This window comes from Nonomuraea sp. NPDC005983 (genome assembly GCF_040614375.1).
Lineage (GTDB): Bacteria > Actinomycetota > Actinomycetes > Streptosporangiales > Streptosporangiaceae > Nonomuraea.
On the sequence record NZ_JBEXUP010000178.1, the window covers coordinates 1 to 15,965 of the forward strand.

Annotated in this window: 13 protein-coding genes and 2 pseudogenes; 8 read left to right on the forward strand and 7 right to left on the reverse strand. The window is 70.1% G+C overall.

Annotated features, from left to right (window positions below; genetic code table 11):
* The 3 genes and pseudogenes from ABZ297_RS41855 to ABZ297_RS41865 form a co-directional block, all read right to left on the reverse strand.
* Positions 1-315, reverse strand: a pseudogene (locus tag ABZ297_RS41855) (hypothetical protein); the annotation flags it as partial.
* Positions 312-1,706 (reverse strand): diaminobutyrate--2-oxoglutarate transaminase, encoded by a 1,395-nt coding sequence (locus ABZ297_RS41860; RefSeq protein WP_355358419.1) that lies wholly within the window; start codon positions 1,704-1,706, stop codon positions 312-314. The gene ABZ297_RS41860 and the pseudogene ABZ297_RS41855, both read right to left, overlap by 4 nt.
* A gap of 38 nt (positions 1,707-1,744) precedes the next feature.
* Positions 1,745-2,974 (reverse strand): alanine racemase, encoded by a 1,230-nt coding sequence (locus ABZ297_RS41865; protein WP_355358422.1) that lies wholly within the window; start codon positions 2,972-2,974, stop codon positions 1,745-1,747.
* Between the two features lie 254 nt (positions 2,975-3,228).
* On the opposite strand from ABZ297_RS41865, the gene ABZ297_RS41870 reads away from it, so the two are divergent.
* Positions 3,229-4,518, forward strand: a complete 1,290-nt coding sequence (locus ABZ297_RS41870) for an MFS transporter (RefSeq protein ID WP_355358425.1) — start codon at positions 3,229-3,231, stop codon at positions 4,516-4,518.
* Positions 4,519-4,620: 102 nt separating this feature from the next.
* On the opposite strand, the gene ABZ297_RS41875 is transcribed toward ABZ297_RS41870, so the two are convergent.
* Entirely contained in the window at positions 4,621-5,715 is a 1,095-nt protein-coding gene (locus ABZ297_RS41875) for an FAD-dependent monooxygenase (RefSeq protein ID WP_355358428.1), read from the reverse strand.
* 18 nt (positions 5,716-5,733) lie between these two features.
* On the opposite strand from ABZ297_RS41875, the gene ABZ297_RS41880 reads away from it, so the two are divergent.
* Positions 5,734-6,321: a TetR/AcrR family transcriptional regulator gene (locus ABZ297_RS41880; protein ID WP_355358431.1), complete on the forward strand. Its 588-nt coding sequence runs from the start codon at positions 5,734-5,736 to the stop codon at positions 6,319-6,321.
* A gap of 62 nt (positions 6,322-6,383) precedes the next feature.
* Here ABZ297_RS41880 and ABZ297_RS41885 read toward each other — a convergent pair.
* A pseudogene (locus ABZ297_RS41885) lies at positions 6,384-6,491 on the reverse strand (DNA-binding response regulator); the annotation flags it as partial.
* Between the two features lie 69 nt (positions 6,492-6,560).
* Here ABZ297_RS41885 and ABZ297_RS41890 point away from each other — a divergent pair.
* Positions 6,561-8,561, forward strand: coding sequence for a WD40 repeat domain-containing protein (locus ABZ297_RS41890; protein ID WP_355358434.1), 2,001 nt, complete (start codon positions 6,561-6,563; stop codon positions 8,559-8,561).
* An 87-nt stretch (positions 8,562-8,648) separates the two neighbouring features.
* On the opposite strand, the gene ABZ297_RS41895 is transcribed toward ABZ297_RS41890, so the two are convergent.
* Entirely contained in the window at positions 8,649-9,785 is a 1,137-nt protein-coding gene (locus tag ABZ297_RS41895; RefSeq protein ID WP_355358437.1) for an MFS transporter, read from the reverse strand.
* A gap of 241 nt (positions 9,786-10,026) precedes the next feature.
* Between ABZ297_RS41895 and ABZ297_RS41900 the strand changes: the two genes are divergently transcribed.
* The 4 genes from ABZ297_RS41900 (at position 10,027) to ABZ297_RS41915 (ending at position 13,514) form a co-directional block, all read left to right on the forward strand.
* A complete protein-coding gene (locus ABZ297_RS41900) occupies positions 10,027-10,182 on the forward strand; it encodes a hypothetical protein (RefSeq protein ID WP_355358440.1) in 156 nt (51 codons plus the stop codon).
* Between the two features lie 255 nt (positions 10,183-10,437).
* Complete coding sequence (locus ABZ297_RS41905) at positions 10,438-10,959, forward strand: GNAT family N-acetyltransferase (RefSeq protein ID WP_355358443.1); 522 nt, start codon at positions 10,438-10,440, stop codon at positions 10,957-10,959.
* A 489-nt stretch (positions 10,960-11,448) separates the two neighbouring features.
* Positions 11,449-12,276, forward strand: coding sequence for a sugar nucleotide-binding protein (locus tag ABZ297_RS41910; protein ID WP_355358446.1), 828 nt, complete (start codon positions 11,449-11,451; stop codon positions 12,274-12,276).
* 596 nt (positions 12,277-12,872) lie between these two features.
* Positions 12,873-13,514, forward strand: coding sequence for a glycine-rich domain-containing protein (locus ABZ297_RS41915; RefSeq protein WP_355358449.1), 642 nt, complete (start codon positions 12,873-12,875; stop codon positions 13,512-13,514).
* On the opposite strand, the gene ABZ297_RS41920 is transcribed toward ABZ297_RS41915, so the two are convergent.
* A complete protein-coding gene (locus ABZ297_RS41920; RefSeq protein ID WP_355358452.1) occupies positions 13,504-13,857 on the reverse strand; it encodes a hypothetical protein in 354 nt (117 codons plus the stop codon). The genes ABZ297_RS41915 and ABZ297_RS41920 overlap by 11 nt on opposite strands.
* 168 nt (positions 13,858-14,025) lie before the next feature.
* Here ABZ297_RS41920 and ABZ297_RS41925 point away from each other — a divergent pair, with 168 nt between their 5' ends.
* Positions 14,026-15,588: an alpha/beta hydrolase gene (locus ABZ297_RS41925; protein ID WP_355358455.1), complete on the forward strand. Its 1,563-nt coding sequence runs from the start codon at positions 14,026-14,028 to the stop codon at positions 15,586-15,588.
* Positions 15,589-15,965 lie beyond the last annotated feature (377 nt).

A 15,965-nucleotide genomic window follows, 5' to 3' on the forward strand; every position in this document is an offset into this window, starting at 1 on the left:
GGCCAGCGGCGGGCTGTGCAGGTGCGCCGCGCACGACGGGTCCGCCGGATCGGCGCTGCCGTAGGCCAGCAGGGCGGTCAGCCTGCCGAGCGCGCCGCCCCGATCCGGGTGGGCGAGGGCCCGCGCGACCTCCGCGCCGACGTCCTCAGGCGTTCCGGCGGGAACCGGCCCGCCGCGCCGCGCCGCCCCCGCGACGAGGGCGTCCAGCACGGTACGCACCAGCGGCTCCAGGGCGGCGGCCCCGGCCCCACAACCGGCCAAAGCGGTCGCCGCTGCCTCTGGGGCGCCGGCGGGCAGTTCGGGTTCCCGGCTCATGCGGAGCGTTCCGCGAGCCGGGGGCCGCTCACCGCGGCGACGGCGTCGGCGAGCCGGTCCAGGACCGCTTCGACCTGGTCGTCGGTGATGGTCAGCGGTGGCAGCAGCCGGACTGTGGAGTCGTAGCGGCCGCCCAGCTCCACGATGAGCCCCCGGTCCAGGCACGCGGCGCGGACGTCCGCCGCCACCTGCGGAACCGCCGGGCGCGCCCCGCACGAATCGGGCGAGGCCTCCGCGTCGACCAGCTCGACGCCGAGCATGAGACCGCGGCCGCGCACGTCGCCGATCGCGGGCAGGTGCGCGCGCAGCGCGTCGAGCCGCGCCGCCATCCGGGCGCCCACCGCCGCTGCCCGTTCCGCCAGGCCCTCGCTGGAGACGTACCGCAGCGTCGCGGCCCCGGCGGCCATGGCCAGGGTGTTCCCGCGGAACGTGCCGGTGTGCGCGCCGGGCAGCCAGCCGTCGTAGTCCTCGTGGTAGACGAGCACGGCCAGCGGCAGGCTCCCGCCGATGGCCTTCGACATCACGATGGCGTCCGGCACGATCCCGCTGTGCTCGACCGCCCAGAAGGCGCCGGTGCGTCCGACGCCGGTCTGCACCTCGTCGACGATCAGCGGGATCTCCCGCTCGGCGGTGATGCGGCGCAGCTCGCGCATCCACGCGTCCGGGGCGGGCACCGCGCCGCCCTCGCCCTGCACCGCTTCCAGGATCATCGCGGCGGGCGCGACCACGCCGCCCGCCGGGTCGTCGAGCAGCCGCTCAATGTACGTGGCCGACAGCCGCGAACCCTGCTCGCCGCCGACACCGAACGGGCAGCGGTACGCGTACGGGTACGGCAACCGGGTCACGTCGGCCGCGATCCCGGGCACCGGCGTCTTGGCCGCCACGCCGGCCGTGGCGGCCAGCGCGCCCGCGGTCATGCCGTGGTAGGCGCCGGTGAAGGCCAGCACGCCGCGCTGCCCGGTGGCGGTCTGCATCAGCTTCAGCGCCGCCTCCACCGCGTCGGTCCCGGCGGGTCCGCAGAAGTGCACGCGCGCCCGCTCGGCGAAGGCGCGGGGGAGCGTGGCGAACAGCGCGTCGGTGAACGCGTCCTTCTCCGGGGTCGCCAGGTCCAGCACGTGCAGCGGCGCCCCGCTGTCCACGGTTCGGCGGACGGCCTCCAGCACGACGGGATGGTTGTGCCCGAGGGCCAGCGTCCCGGCGCCGGACAGGCAGTCGAGGTAGCGGCGCCCGTCAGCGCCCTCGATCGTCATGCCCTCCGCACGGACCGGGACGATCGGGAACGAACGGGCGTAGGTGCGGGCCGAGGACTCCCGGGCGCGCTGGCGCCGCAGGACGGCGTCCGCGTAGTCACCGGTCCCTGTGGAGATGGGCGTGGAGATGTGCGTGCTCATCGATCAGGCTCCTGAAGGCAGGTCGGGTACGGGTGAGCTCACAAGAGGTGGCGTTCGGCGACGGGGTGTCCCAGGAAACGGTGCATGGCGAACTCCCAGCCGTAGGAACCCGCGTACGGGAAGACGACCAGGTCACCGGCGCGCACCCGGTCCACCCGGACGTCGCGCAGCAGCGTGTCCTCCGGCGTGCACAGCTCGCCGACCACCGTCACGGCGGCGTCGCGGGCGGTGGGGCGCGGGCAGGTCTCCCGCCACCGCTCGACCGGCAGCACGGCGATGTTGTGCACGATCTCCCACGAGGTGGGCAGCTGGAAGTGGTTGATCCCGCCGCGAAGCATGACGAACCACTCGCCGTACGAGCGCTTCACGTCGATCACCTCGGCGGCGTACCAGCCGCAGTCGGCGACCAGGAAGCGTCCGGGCTCCAGCACGACCCGCACCCCCGCAGGCGGCTCGATCCGCCCGGCCAGCTCGCCGAAGCGGGCCACGTCGAACGGCTTCTCGCCCTCGAACGCGACGCCGATGCCGCCGCCGACGTCGATGAGGCGCAGGTCCACGCCGTGCGCGCGGGCGGTCCGCGCGCCCCACTCCACGCACCAGCGCAGGTAGGCGGCGTGCGCGTCGGCGTCGAGGTTGCCCGAGGCCGCGTGGACGTGGAAGCCGACCACGTCGAGGCCGGGCAGCCGCAGGGCCTCGCGCAGCACGCCGGGCACGTCCGGCTCGGCGACGCCGAACTGGGACGGGGTGCCGCCCATCCGCAACGATCCGCTGACGGGGCTGCGCGCGGGGTTCACCCGCAGCGTGACCCGCGCCGGCACGCCTTCGGCGGCCGCGATCCGGCTGATCCGATGCAGTTCGAGCAGGCTCTCGGCGTTGATCGCCTCGGCCTCCGCCCGGACGAGCGCGGTCAGCACCGGCACGGACTTCGCCGGGCCCGCCGCCACGATCCGGGCCGGCCGGCGGGCATCCAGGGCCAGCTCCAGCTCCGAGAGGGACGCGACCTCGAACCCGTCCACGTGCGGGGCGAGAGCCTCGACGACCCCGGGGAAGGAGTTCGCCTTGACGGCGTAGTAGACGGCCGCCCAGCCAGGCAGGGCCGCGCGCAGCTCGCGGGCGCGCTCGGCCGCGATCGACGCGTCGTACACGTAGGCCGACACCGGCTGCTCGCGCCGGGCGAGGTCGAGCAGGCGGAGGCGGAGTGGCGTGGGAAGCACGTCCACCGGGTAGGCGGAACGCGGGGCGGCGGAGGGCGGGAGCTGGATCGACAAGGACGCACCCCAGAGGTAGGCATGACGCCGAGTGGCAACTTAGGGAAGCCTAACCTAATATTCCGTCATCCTGAAGGGTCAACCGGATCTTCCGCCAGTCGTCGTCGCGGCGCTCGTCGAGCAGCCAGGGGGCAGCCGGGGGAGTACGCCCAGGGCGACCCCGCCCGCGGCGCAGCGCACCAGCCTCGCGGACGGCAGCGGAGATCTTCGGCGTTTCGCCGTGCGGCCGGAAGGCCGCCGCGTCACCATGCCCCATGGCGAACCTGCAGATCAGCGCCCTATTCCTGGGTGAAGTAGGGCACAATGGGCGGCTCGTGGTGGCGGCGCGGGCGCTACGGACGTTCGGGTACGGCTGCACCAGCGTGCTGCTGGCCGAGTTGCTCAGCCAGGACGGCGACGCTCCGTGGCAGACCGGGCTGCTGCTGGCGGTGGCGTCCGCGGGCTCGGTGGTGTTCAGCCTGGTGCTGGGGCTGTTCGCCGACACCTTGGGGCGCCGCCGGGTGCTGATCGCGTGCGGCTGCCTCATGGCGCTGGCCGGCGCGGTGTTCGCGGTCAGCGAGTCCTACCCCTGGCTCGTCGCCGCCGCCTTCATCGGGACGATCTCGCCGTCCACCAACGACAACACCCCGTTCTCCGGCGTCGAGCAGGCCATCCTCGCCCAGACCTGCCATCCGTCGCGGCACACCCGCGTCTTCACCTGGTACAACGTCATCGCTCTCGGCGCCGGAGCGGTGGGCGGGCTGGCCGCCGCCGGCCTGGGCCTGCAACGGTGGGTGTCGGCCGCCGACGCGGCCTTCGCGCTGTACGCGCTGCTGGCCGCCTGCACCGTGCTGCTGTTCTGGCGGCTGTCCCCCGACGCCGAGGCGCCGGCGCGGCAGGACGCGTCCGCGGCCGGTGAGTCGGCTCAGGCTGGGGCCGGTGAGTCGGCTCAGGCCGGGGGGCGCGAGTCGGCTCAGGCCGGGGGCGGCGGGCGGGTGCCGTGGCCTGTCCGCCGGTTGGCCGGACTGTTCGCCCTCGACGCCTTCTCCGGCGGCCTGGCCGTCCAAGCCGTCCTGGCCTGGTGGTTCGCCCACCACTACGGCGCCACCACCGCCCAGCTCGGCCTGGTCTTCTTCGCCGCGAACCTGCTGCCCGCCCTCGCCCAGCTGACCGCGCCCCTGCTGGCCTCCCGCCGGGGCCTGCTGGCGGCCATGCTGCTCCCGCACGCCGCCGCCAACGTGCTGCTGGCCTGCCTCCCGCTCGCGCCCACCTTCGGCGGCGCGGTCACCCTGCTGCTGCTCCGTCAGGCCTTCTCCAAGATCGACGTGCCGGCGCGGCAGGCCTTCACCGCCGCCGTCGTCGCGCCCGCGTACCGGACGACCGCGGCCAGCATGACCAGCCTCGCCCGCAGCGTCGCGGTCTGCGTCAGCCCCATCGCCGCCACCCTGCTGCTCGACGGCCCGCTGGCCGTCTTCGGCGCGCCGCTGCTACTCGGCGCCGCCCTGGGCATCGGCTACGACATCACGGTCTGGCGCATGTACCGCAATGATGCTATTGCTCCTTAAATAGGAGTTAAGGCCGCAGAGTGGGCGAATCTCATACACCACGATCTTGGACGCGGCCGGCCAGGGCTCGACCGCGGTCTTTCCGACTCCACGCATTGTGTGTCAGGCGGGTAGTAGGCGCATGAGGCTGTTGCGGGGGCCTTCCCAGTGGTGGCCGGCCAACCTCGTCATCTGGCGGGACATGGCCACGACACGTTGAGCAGGCCGTCTGCGCTGGGCGTCGTACGCGCGCAACGCCGATCTCACGTCGCCGGCGGTGTCCAGGCACGTGGTGAGGGCGGCCGCGTCCAGCAGCGCCTGGCACGCGCCTTGCCCAAGGGAGGGGGTCATGGCGTGGGCGGCGTCACCCACTAGCGCCACGTTGCCGACGATGAAGGACTTCAGGCGCGGGGACAGGTCGTAGATCTCATGCCGAAGCACGGCCTCCTCGTCGGCCTCGGCGAGGAGGCGCGGGATCGGGTCGTGCCAGCCGGCGAAGCGGGCGCGCAACTCATCGAGGGTCTCCCGATGACCTTCCGGTGTCGCCACCGCAGCGTACCAATTGGTTGACCCCGGTTCCTGGGGCGTGATGCCGAGCACCTGGCCGGCCCCCCAGGTCTCGCCGTACGACGGCGGGTTGAATCGCGCGACACCCCGCCAGGCCACGATCCCGGAGTAACGTGGCCGCACGGTGGCGCCGAAATAGGCCTCGCGTACTGTGCTGCGTAGCCCATCCGCACCCACCACCAGGTCATACTGCCCGCGCAGGGCTTCCGGGTCGGTGATCTTCGTGCCGGTCTTGATCGCTGTGTCCCCCAAGGCGTCGACCAGCATATTCATCAGGGAGATCCTGGACAGCATCAGCACGGGGGCGCCGCCCCTGCGTTCGATGCGTTCCAGTGGGAGGTCCGCGATCCGCTCACCCTGCGGCGTACGGATGACGGCCTGGCGATAGGGGACGGTACGGCGGAGCAGCTCCTCTCGCAGGCCGAGCTGCGCGAGGGCGGCCTGCGCGTCGGGACGCATGCCGAGCGCCGTGCCTTCGGGATTGATCTTTGGCCAGCGTTCGAGCACGGTCACCTCCCAGCCGATCCTGCGTAGGCCGACGGCGGTCGCCAGTCCGCCGATCCCGGCTCCCACGATCGCGGCGGTTCGATTCATGTGCTTCCCTTCATCGACTACCCCACCTGTGGTACCACTATTGTGGTGAACGGACAAGCTGCGATGATGAGGGCCATGGCGGAGAACCGGGATCGGCGCGACTTGCTGCGTGACGCCGCGATCGAGGTGCTTGCCCGTCAGGGCGGCAGAGGGCTGACCCATCGAGCGGTCGACCATGAGGCCGGGCTACCCGAGGGCACGGCCAAGAACTACTTCGCCAGCCGCGACGCTCTCCTGCAGGGGGCGGCCGAGCGCTGCGTTGAGCGTTACTGGGCCGATCTTCGGTTGATGGAAGCCGCCAAGATCGAGGGGCGCAGGCACCTCGTCGCGCTGCTGCGCGAGCTGCTCGATCGTGCTCTCACGGCCAACAGGTCCAGGGTCCTGGCCTACATCGAACTGCATGCCGAGGCCGCGCGTCGGCCTCGCGTGCAGGAGACGATGGCTGAGCTCACCCGCGCCGACCTGGCGCTGCACCTGGAGGCGCACAGGGCGGCCGGCCTGCCGGCGACCCGGCGGAGCGCCGCGATGGTCACGATGTGCGTGAACAGTGCGCTGACGTACCTGCTCGCTCAACCGCCCGAGACACTCAAGGCGTACGGCCTCGACGACCTCGACGCGTTCCTGACCGACCTCATCGACACCGTGTATCCCCCAGCAGGCTGAGGACTCCGTGATCACGCTCGTTGTCCTGGGCCTCGTACTGAGACGTTTACCGGCACGCATCATTACTGGTGGTCCAGGAAGGTGAGCGCGGCCAGCACTCTGCGGTGGCCTCCGTCGGAGGGCGACATGCCGAGTTCGGCGAAGATGTTCCCGATGTGCTTGTGCACTGACCGACAGCGATAAAGGGTGGGCGCTTCCTCCGCTGATCTTTGTCAGAGGTGGCGGCTAGCATGCCCGCCATGTCTTCTTCTCGATCGAGCGCGGCCCGGATTCCGCTCACGAAGAATTCCCAGTGGACTTTGGCGTGGACCAGTCGGCCAGCGAGTGATCTGGCGTTCGGCGAGCCGGTCGGGGCGCCACGAACCGGTCACATCGATCGGGTATGGGCGATTGCGACCGCGGTCGTGGACGGGCTGCCGGTGGCGGTCTCCGGCGGTAGCGATCGGACCCTGCGCCTGTGGGACTTGACGTCAGGTCAGCAGATTGGTCAACCGTTCACCAGTCGCGCCGACTACGACTACGTGGAGTCGCTTGCGACCACGGTCCTGGACGGGCGGCCGGTAGCGGTCTTCGCCGGTGGCAACAAGGGAATCGTACGTGTGTGTGATCTGGTGTCCGGTCAGCAAGTCGGCGAGCCGTTCAGAGGTCACACCGATTGGGTCAAAGCGGTCGCGACCACGGTGGTGGACGGACGGCCGGTGGGGGTTTCCGGCGGCCACGACAAAACCGTGTGCATGTGGGATCTGAGGTCAGGCGAGCAGATCGGCGAGCCGTTCAGGGGCCACACCCATTGGGTCACAGCTATTGCGACCGCGGTGGTGGACGGACGGACGGTGGCCATCTCCGGCGGCCACGACCGCACCTTACGTTTGTGGGATCTGAAGTCGGGCCGGCGGATCGGCAAACCGCTGAGGGGCCACACGTACCACGTGGAGTTGGTGGTGACCACGGTGGTGGACGGGCAGCCGGTGGCGATTTCCAGCGGTAAGGACGACGGAACCTTACGCTTGTGGGACCTGAGGTCACGCCAGCAGATCGGCGAGCCGCTCAGAGGCGACACCGGCTTTGTGAAGGCGGTTGCGAGCACGGTTCTCGACGGACGGCCGGTGGCTGTTTCTGGCGGCATCGACGGAAATGTACGGATCTGGGATTTGGAGTCACGCCAGCAAATCGGCAAGCCGCTCATCGGGCACACCGATCAGGTTCGGGCGATTGCGACAACGGTGGTGGATGGGCGACCGGTGGCCGTCTCCGCCAGCGACGATTGCACGGTACGGATGTGGGACCTGTCGTCAGGGCGGCGAGTCGATGAGTCCCCCAACCGCCACACCGGCTATGTCTCTGCCGTCGCCACCACGGCGCTTGACGGACGTTCCGTCGCCGTGACCGGCAGTTACGACAAGACCGTCCGGGTGTGGGATCTGGCTACCGGCGAGCAGGTCGGTGATCCGCTCCCTGGTCACACCGACATGGTTACCGCAGTTGCTACCGCGCTTGTCGGCGGCCAACCGGCAGTGGTCACCGGCAGCTCCGACAAGGCCGTCCGAGTATGGAATCTCCGCTTGGGGGCGCAGATAGGCGGGCCGTTCACCGGTCATACCGACGCTGTCTGCATGGCTGCTGTAGTGGAGCTCGATGGGCAGCCGGTTGCCGTGATCGGCAGCTATGACGAAACGATCCGCATGTGGAACCTGAACACAGGCGAGGAGATCGATGCATCCCGCGCCAGTCGGCGGCGCTGGACGGGCGCAGTCGGCGCCACCACCCTCAACGGCCGACCGGTCGCCCTGACCGTCACCCAAGACGGCACCCTCAAGGTGCTCGACCTCACCACCGACCGGTCGACCACGACCTCTCCCGCCGATCGGCACGGCGAATCCATGCACAACCTCGCCGTCACCACCATTGGCGATCGGCCGGCCGCGATCGTCGCCAGCCGCAACAGCTCAGACCCCGTGACGATGTGGGACCTGGCCACGGGCAACGCCCTCGGCCAACTTCCCACCAAAGCCACGGGAGCGGTTGCCGCCGCCACAGTGGACGGTCAACCGATCGCTGTGACCACCAGCTATCAGACGGTACGCGTGTGGAAACTCACCACTCGCAGGCAAGTCGGACCCGACTTGCACTTCCCCAAACCCGTAACAGAGGTGGCAATCAGTGCAGACGGAGACGTCATCGTCTGTTTTGACCGCGACATCGCCGTGTTCACCAACACCCCGGCGCCGCGCGAACATTGAGGTGACCTCAGCGAATAGTTCGGGCCAGCGGCCGTTGTGGACGGTCCGGGATCGGGCGAGCTACCGGCGGCTACGAGTCGGCGTTCCTCATCGGCGTGTTGAGCGTTCTGTATGACGGTGCCCACGTAGCAGCTGGCCGCCGAGGAGGGCTGCGCAGGACCCGACGGTCAGCAGCCCGCCAGCGAGGAAGGTGCCCCGAACCTCGGCGAGCGGCAGGACCAGTGCCCCAAGCGCGGCACCCGCCGCAATGCCGGCGTTGTAGGCGCCGGAGTTCGCCGCCAGGGCGATGTCCGTGCGGCCCGGTGCGCAGTGCAGCATCGCGTTCTGCGTGGTCATGAACACCGGCCCGAGCGCACCGCCCATCAGCATCAGAAACACCACCGCCGCCACCTGATGAGCGCCGAACGCGTACAGGCCGAGCATGCCCACCGCCTGCGTCGCCACGGCGGTAGCCAGCGCGGACAGCGGAGAACGGTCCAGAAACGCCCCAGTAATGCTCACCCCGGCCAGACACGCGACACCGAAACCCACGAACAGGACGCTAACCGTGCCCGGGGAGAACCCGCTCACGTCTCCCAGGAACGTCGCGATGTAGGTGTATCCCGTGAACGCCCCGGCGGCGGACAAGGCCCCGGCCGCCAGCACCGTCCCGAACCGCCGCACGTCGGGACTGGCCGCGTAGGCGGCGGGCTCCTCTTCCGGGTGCGAAGTCGGCAGCAGCACGGCGATCGTCACCAGAGAGACAAACCCCAGAACCGCCAGCAGGGCGATGGGCACCTGCCAGTTGCTCTGCTGGCCCAGCCAGGTCCCAGCGGGAACACCAAGCACGAGAGCAAGCGAACCAGCGACGGACAGCGCCCCGACCACACGCCCCTGGACCTCGGGCGCGAACAGGCCCACCGCGACCGGCCCCATCACGGCCCAGAACAGAGCTTGGGCGAGCGCGGTCAGCAGCCGCGCCACGAGAAGCAGCCAATAGGAAGTGGCCAGCGCCGCGACGAGGCTGGACACCACGAGCGCGGCCAGCAGTCCCGTGAGCACATAGCGTCGGGGTACGGCCCGCACGACCTGGGCAATCGGCACAGATGCGATGGCCACCGTCACGCCGTAACCGGTGACCAGGAGACCGACCGCTGACAGGGACACCCTGAGGTCTTCGGAGATGAGCTCCAGGAGGCCGACCGGCAGGTTCTCCGCGGTGTTGAAAGTGAGGGCCGCCAGCATCAGAGCCCCGAGCACCGGCAGCCTATGCCATGGGGCCGCTCTTCCAGTTCTCACCCGTTGTACCTGCTCAGTGGCACCGTCCATGCAGTAACCCCACCAAGCCCACCAGCCCCACCGCAACCGAATTCATCCGCGGAAATCTCTGCTGCGCCCGCTCGAGGATCAGTGGAACTGGGGGTTGTCGGCGAAGCTGATCATGGTTGGGTGGTCTGGGCGCCTGTGACGCGGGCGGCGACACCCGATGCGTCTTGCGCTCGGCCGGGCCGGCATCGGCGAGCGCAGCGCTCTGTTCCAGCGCGGCGCGGTGGAGCGCAAGCGGGGCCACGATGCGCACCGAGTAGCCGCGGCCGCGGCGGCGGCGCCCTCGCAGGTGTTCTCGCTGATCATGTCGCGCTGAAACTCCAGCACGGCCGCCAGGACGGAGACCATCATCTTGGTGCCAGGATCGGGGCCAGCATCATCCTCACCCGCCAAGACGGCCGCATTCTGCCCGGGCATCGATGACCAGTAGCCGACCGACTGGGCCGGCGGCCACGCCCGCACAGGCAGCGGCCCCACCAAGAGCAGTCCGCCACGAGAGGAATCACCGGCAGGGGGCGAGGTGCGAAACCGCGAGGCTCATCCCTCGACGCCACCGCGTAGAGTCTCCTCCATGCAGGGCATGATCACGATCCGCGAGGCGGGGCCCGGCGACGGGGACGTCCTCGGCGAGATCCACGCAATCTCCTGGGGCATCTCGCACGGCCCGTTGTGCACGCCGAAGGTCGCTGCCGCCGGTATCCAGGAGCGGCGCACCAAGTGGGACGCCATCCTGGCCGAGGGCAAGGACACAATTCTGCTCGCGCTCCTGGACGATCGTCCAGGCGCCTTCGCCCGCTTCGGGAGCTCCTCTTCCCGCCCCGGCCTCGCGGAGATCCACACCTTCTTCGCCCACCCAGACGTCTGGGGCAGCGGCCTCGCGGCGGCCTTGCTGGCCGCCATCTTGGACCGGCTGCGGGAGGTCGGCCATGACCGCGTGCATCTGTGGACGCTTCGGGATTCAGCCCAGGCGCGCCGTTTCTATGCCAAGAACGGCTTCGGCGAGACCGGCAGGCGACACAACCACGACTTCGGCGAGGGCCCTCCGGTCGTCCTCGTGGAGCTCGAGCGAACCGTGCCCGGCCCCGGCCTGTGACGATCAGACCAAGTTGGCTGCCTTCAACGCGCGGAAGTCCAACCTGCCCATCACGAGGTTCGGGTCGCGCACGTGTTTCCCAGCTTGGCGGCTGGGGCCAGCCGCCGGTGTTCCACGCTCGCGCGCCCGCCCAGGCGACGAAGTCCGCTTCCGCTTGGGAGGACTCCTTCAACGCGTAGGCGTCGTGCCCGTGCTCACCGACGACGGACACCTAAGCCCCATCCACCACCGGCACCTCGACGCCGACCATGAAACGATCTTGAAGGTGCTGGGCTCCATCGACCCGCAGCTTGCGGCGTTGGTCGGCCACTACAGCCCAGTGTCCGCCGTTCTGGCGCGCAGGCCGAGCACACAACGACCATCAGCATGAGGCGCCGACCGAGGTGGGTGTCCGCTCCGGCTGGCGGGTGTTCCGGTGGGGGATCTCCGCAGCTCACAGGGGGTGACACATCGGTTGCAGATCAATGTTCTTCTCTATTGTGACGCCTCATGAGCATCTTGATCGTGGGCGGCAGCGGCCACCTGGGCAGTCGACTGGTCCGGCTCGCTCACGCTGCCGGGCAGACCGTCGCGGCCACCTACACCACCCGCCCATCAGGCAGTGCCGGAGTCCGGTGGCTGCCGGTCGACCTCCGGATTTCTGATCAGATCGCCGCGGCCATCGACGCCACTCGGCCCTCTATCGTGATCAATGCGTCATCCGGAGGATCTGACTGGGCGACGACCGCTGACGGAGCTGCGCGCGTCGCGACCGCCGCCCGCGCGCGTGGTTGCCGGCTGGTGCATGTCTCCAGCGACGCTATCTTCTCCGGCGCGAGCGTCTGCTACGACGAGGACTGCCTACCAGATCCGATAACACCCTACGGCGCCGCCAAGGCAGCGGCCGAGACGGCGATCCGGGCACTGGACCCGTCGGCCGCTATAGCTCGGACGTCCCTGATCATCGGTGACGGTGACTCCAAGCACGAGAAGTTCGTCCATGCGCTGGCTACGAAGCAGCGGGGAGGGGGGCTGTTCACTGACGACATCCGCTGTCCGGTGTACGCCGGGGACCTCGCGGCCGCCCTTCTGGAAATAGCAGTCAGCGACCACGCCGGAATCGTTCACCTCGCGGGCGTTGACGCAGTCAGCCGGCATGAGCTCGGCATGCTGATCGCTCGCCGCGACGGGTACGACCCGAGTACCCTCCCCCGCAGCCGCCGCGCACAGACGGGTACGGCCGGAGCACTGGACGTTCGCTTGGACGGCACACGCACACAGGAGCAGCTGAACACGCGACTCCGCGGGGCCCGCGAATTCCTGCGACCCGAGCGATGACAACCGATCCCCTGCCAGACCCCCACCTCAGCACATGCCGCTGTGGACACGTTCAGGAGCGGAGACGCCCGGCGGGCGATGATCGGCTTGACCCCTGTAGCCCAGACGATCCGGCGTCACCGACGACAACTTGTTCTCCCGGATCGAGATGGCGGTGCGCAGCAGGCCGCTCCAGTGGTTCTCGATCAGAAGGCTCGTAGCTGTTCGTGCGCCCATTGCTCGAAGGTCCCCACTGGTACCCAGTCGATCCGGCCGCACTTGTGCGGCTCGGTGTTCACCACCTCGCCAACCCGGCTACGGCGAACAGCGCGGGCGGGACCAGGGCGATGGACATGAGTGAGGGTCTGAGCACGAGCGCTGCCGCCCTGTGACGCCAGAGCGCACGACATCACGCGGCCCGGGAGAGGACGACACACTCGAACTGCAACAAACCGGAAGCGCAATCTTGCCAACGCTTTACGTGGCGGATCATGGTGGCGGGCAGGCATCCGGCCTCCCTCGAAGCCCATCACGGAGATCGCATGCGAGTAGCCGCCACCCTTACCGACTCTCGGCCCCTGCGAGGGATCGCAACGGCGGCCGTTGGCTGCGCCCTGGTGACGGCGATCACGACCGCACCCGCGTACGCCGCAACCACAAAGCCCTACACCACACCCGGCCAGTACACCTTCACCGTGCCGAGCGGCGTGCCCGAGATCAAGGTGGTGCTGACCGGAGCCGGAGGCGGCGGCGACACCAGCAATTCAACCGCGCCAGGCGCCCCTGCGTTCGGGGGCGGTGGTGGGGGCGGTGGCGCCACGTCGACCTGCACCCTGCCCGTACGCCCCGGCGACACGCTCACCATCACCGTCGGCACTGGAGGCGCGGGCGGCACGGGCGGCGTAGGCGGTCGCGACTCCCGCGACGGCGGAAACTCCACCATCAGCTACCCCAACGCCGGCGGCGCCAGCGCCGAGGGCGGCCACCGTGCCCGCCCCCACGACGCCTACAGCGAGGGCGGCGCAGGCGGCTACGCCCAGACCTGGTGCGCCGGCATCGACCCCAGCCTCCACTTCGGCCAGAAGGGCGCCAACGGCAACCCCACCGGGACCCGTGAAGGAGGCATTCCAGGCATGCCCGGATCCGGGGTCCACAGCGCCTGCCCCCTAGGGACCGGCGTAGGCGGCTACGGCGGCAACGGCCCCGAGCGCAAGCCCGGCCTCCCAGGCCAGAGTGGCTGCGTCATCCTCACCTACTGACATCTGGATGCAGGAGCACCCGCCGCGTAGAAGCCGAGACGCTGAACGCCACGATCTCCCGCGTTCGCATCGGCTCATCGGCCGTGGCCGGCAACGCCACCACCTGCTGCCGGAACCTCCGCAACGGCGGTAGCGGTGACGGCTCCTCTGCGGGATCGAGGCGAGCCACCTCGGACGATTTCTCCTCGGCGCCCGCGTCGTCGTCTTCAGGCATGGCAGCGTCGCTGAGGTGCTCGCCGGTGAACTCTGTCAGAGTCTCACGCGTTATGGCCAGGCGCTGCAGTCGTTCCTCGACCGCGGCCAGTCGCGCCCGCAAGTCCTCCGGTACGGCGAGCGGTGGCATCGAGCGGATCGGCGCCGGTGCGCGGCGGGTGACCCGACGAACGCCTCCGGCCGGAGATAGACGAGGGAATGTCCATACGGTCGATCCCGGTCGACCATCTGGCCGATCAGGATCAACCGCGCGGAACCCTAGCGTCGGTGACGACATCATCCGACAAGGGAGCTTTCTGTGCGTGCACGAAGGATCGCCGCGGCCGTCGCCACGAGCGCGACTCTGATGGCGGGGATGGCGGTCGCCGGCCAGGCGTCGGCAGGCGTCACGGGTGACGCCGGGACCGACGGGCCGGCCCGGTTTCACCACCAGACGCTCAACTGGCACGGCTGTAAGACCGGACCGAACGACGGGACCGGCGAGGAACTGGACGCGGCGGGCGCCCAGTGCGCCGAGGTCACCGTCCCGCTGGACCACCGCAGGCCCCAGGGACGGACCATCTCGGTGGCGATCTCACGCATCAAGGCAACCGACCCCGCCAAGCGCCGGGGCGTCCTGCTGATCAATCCCGGCGGTCCGGGCGGGCGCGGGCTGCAACGGGCACTCCTCGGCAAGTTCATGCCCGCCGTCGCGGCCCGCTACGACCTGATCGGGATGGATCCGCGCTTCGTCGGCCGCAGCACGCCGATCCACTGCCGGTGGACGACCGACACCTTCACCCGGTCGGCCGGCCCGACCCGCCGCACCTTCAACGAGAGCGTGGCCCTCATGAAGGAGCTGGCGGCCGGGTGCGTCCGGGGCAACCGTGACCTGCTGCCGTACGCCACCACCCGCAACACCGCCCGCGACATGGACGTCATCCGCGCCGCCCTCGGCGAGCCCAAACTGTCCTACCTCGGCTACTCCTACGGCACCTACCTGGGCGCCGTCTACACGCAGATGTTCGGCGCCCGGGCCGACCGGGTCGTGCTGGACAGCGCGGTCGACCCGGACGTCTACGGCCCCGATCTGCTGTCCGGGAACGGCCCGGCGATCACCGCCGCGCTGAAGCACTGGTCCTCATGGGCCGCCGCTCACGACGCCGAGTACGGCCTGGGCGCCACCGAGGCCGAGGTCCTGGCCACCGTGGAGCGCGTCAACCAGGCCGCCACCCGGCGGCCGCTGCGGGTCGGCGAGTACCGGATCGACGCCCACCACGTCCCCTACCTGCTGTTCATCCGCCTCTACGACGACAGCGCGGAGGCGTACGCCGGCTTCGCCGCAGAGGTGCAGGTGCTGGCCGACGCCGCTCGCGGCGACGCGGTCACCGTCCCGGCGTCGCTGAAGGAGACCCTCGACGGCCTGCTCACCGGCTCGGGGGCGGCCGAGGACCGGGCGGGGACCCCGATCCTCTGCGCCGACCGGGCCGTCTCCCGCGACCTGGAGACCTACTTCCGCGACATCCAGGCCCACCGCGCCGACGAACCGCTGTTCGGGCCGATGACCCGCAACATCAGTCCTTGCGCCTTCTGGCCGACCACACCGGTGGAGGCGCCCACCACGATCGGCAACGACGCCCCGATGCTGATCGTCGGCGCCGACGGCGACCCCGTCACCCCCTACCCCGGCCATCGGGCCATGCACCGGGCACTGACCGGCTCCCGCATGATCACCCTGCGCGGCGCCTTCCGCCACGGCGCCTACCTCGCGGCGGGCAACGCCTGCGTCGACACCACCGTCAACCGGTATCTGGTGGACGGCGTCCTGCCCGACGGCGACACCACCTGCGACAAGGGCAGCGCCCCGGCCAGGCGACGGTGAGCCGTGCCCGCGTCCCATGGTGATCCGTCACCATGGGACGCGGGCATCAGTCTCGGGCCGGCCCTCAGCGGCGACAGGCCGTTCACGAGACATGATCAGGCTCTACGCCAGAGCGGCTAGTAGGGCCTGGTTAGGTGAGGGGCAGGTCGGCGAGGTGTCTGGCGACAGGCCCTCAGGTGGGGTGACGATCGGATCTCATCGACCCCGCCTGGCGCTCACATCTCTTCCGGCTCCTCTTCAAGAGGCCGACACGCCGCCGCGTCCGGAGCCGACCAGGCCCTACTAGGGAGTGTCCCGTGGATCATTGAACCGGATCACGGAGCCAGATCCTGATCGAGGCGACGTCGATGGTGCCCTGGTAGATGCGCTCGCGCTTG

Bases quoted from the DNA above. Each gene is read 5' to 3' on its own strand.
- ABZ297_RS41860 (WP_355358419.1), bottom strand. From the start codon at position 1,706: ATGAGCACGCACATCTCCACGCCCATCTCCACAGGGACCGGTGACTAC.
- ABZ297_RS41870 (WP_355358425.1), top strand. From the start codon at position 3,229: ATGGCGAACCTGCAGATCAGCGCCCTATTCCTGGGTGAAGTAGGGCAC.
- ABZ297_RS41880 (WP_355358431.1), top strand. From the start codon at position 5,734: ATGGCGGAGAACCGGGATCGGCGCGACTTGCTGCGTGACGCCGCGATC.
- ABZ297_RS41890 (WP_355358434.1), top strand. From the start codon at position 6,561: ATGTCTTCTTCTCGATCGAGCGCGGCCCGGATTCCGCTCACGAAGAAT.
- ABZ297_RS41895 (WP_355358437.1), bottom strand. From the start codon at position 9,785: ATGCTGGCGGCCCTCACTTTCAACACCGCGGAGAACCTGCCGGTCGGC.
- ABZ297_RS41900 (WP_355358440.1), top strand. From the start codon at position 10,027: ATGCGTCTTGCGCTCGGCCGGGCCGGCATCGGCGAGCGCAGCGCTCTG.
- ABZ297_RS41905 (WP_355358443.1), top strand. From the start codon at position 10,438: ATGCAGGGCATGATCACGATCCGCGAGGCGGGGCCCGGCGACGGGGAC.
- ABZ297_RS41910 (WP_355358446.1), top strand. From the start codon at position 11,449: ATGAGCATCTTGATCGTGGGCGGCAGCGGCCACCTGGGCAGTCGACTG.
- ABZ297_RS41920 (WP_355358452.1), bottom strand. From the start codon at position 13,857: ATGCCACCGCTCGCCGTACCGGAGGACTTGCGGGCGCGACTGGCCGCG.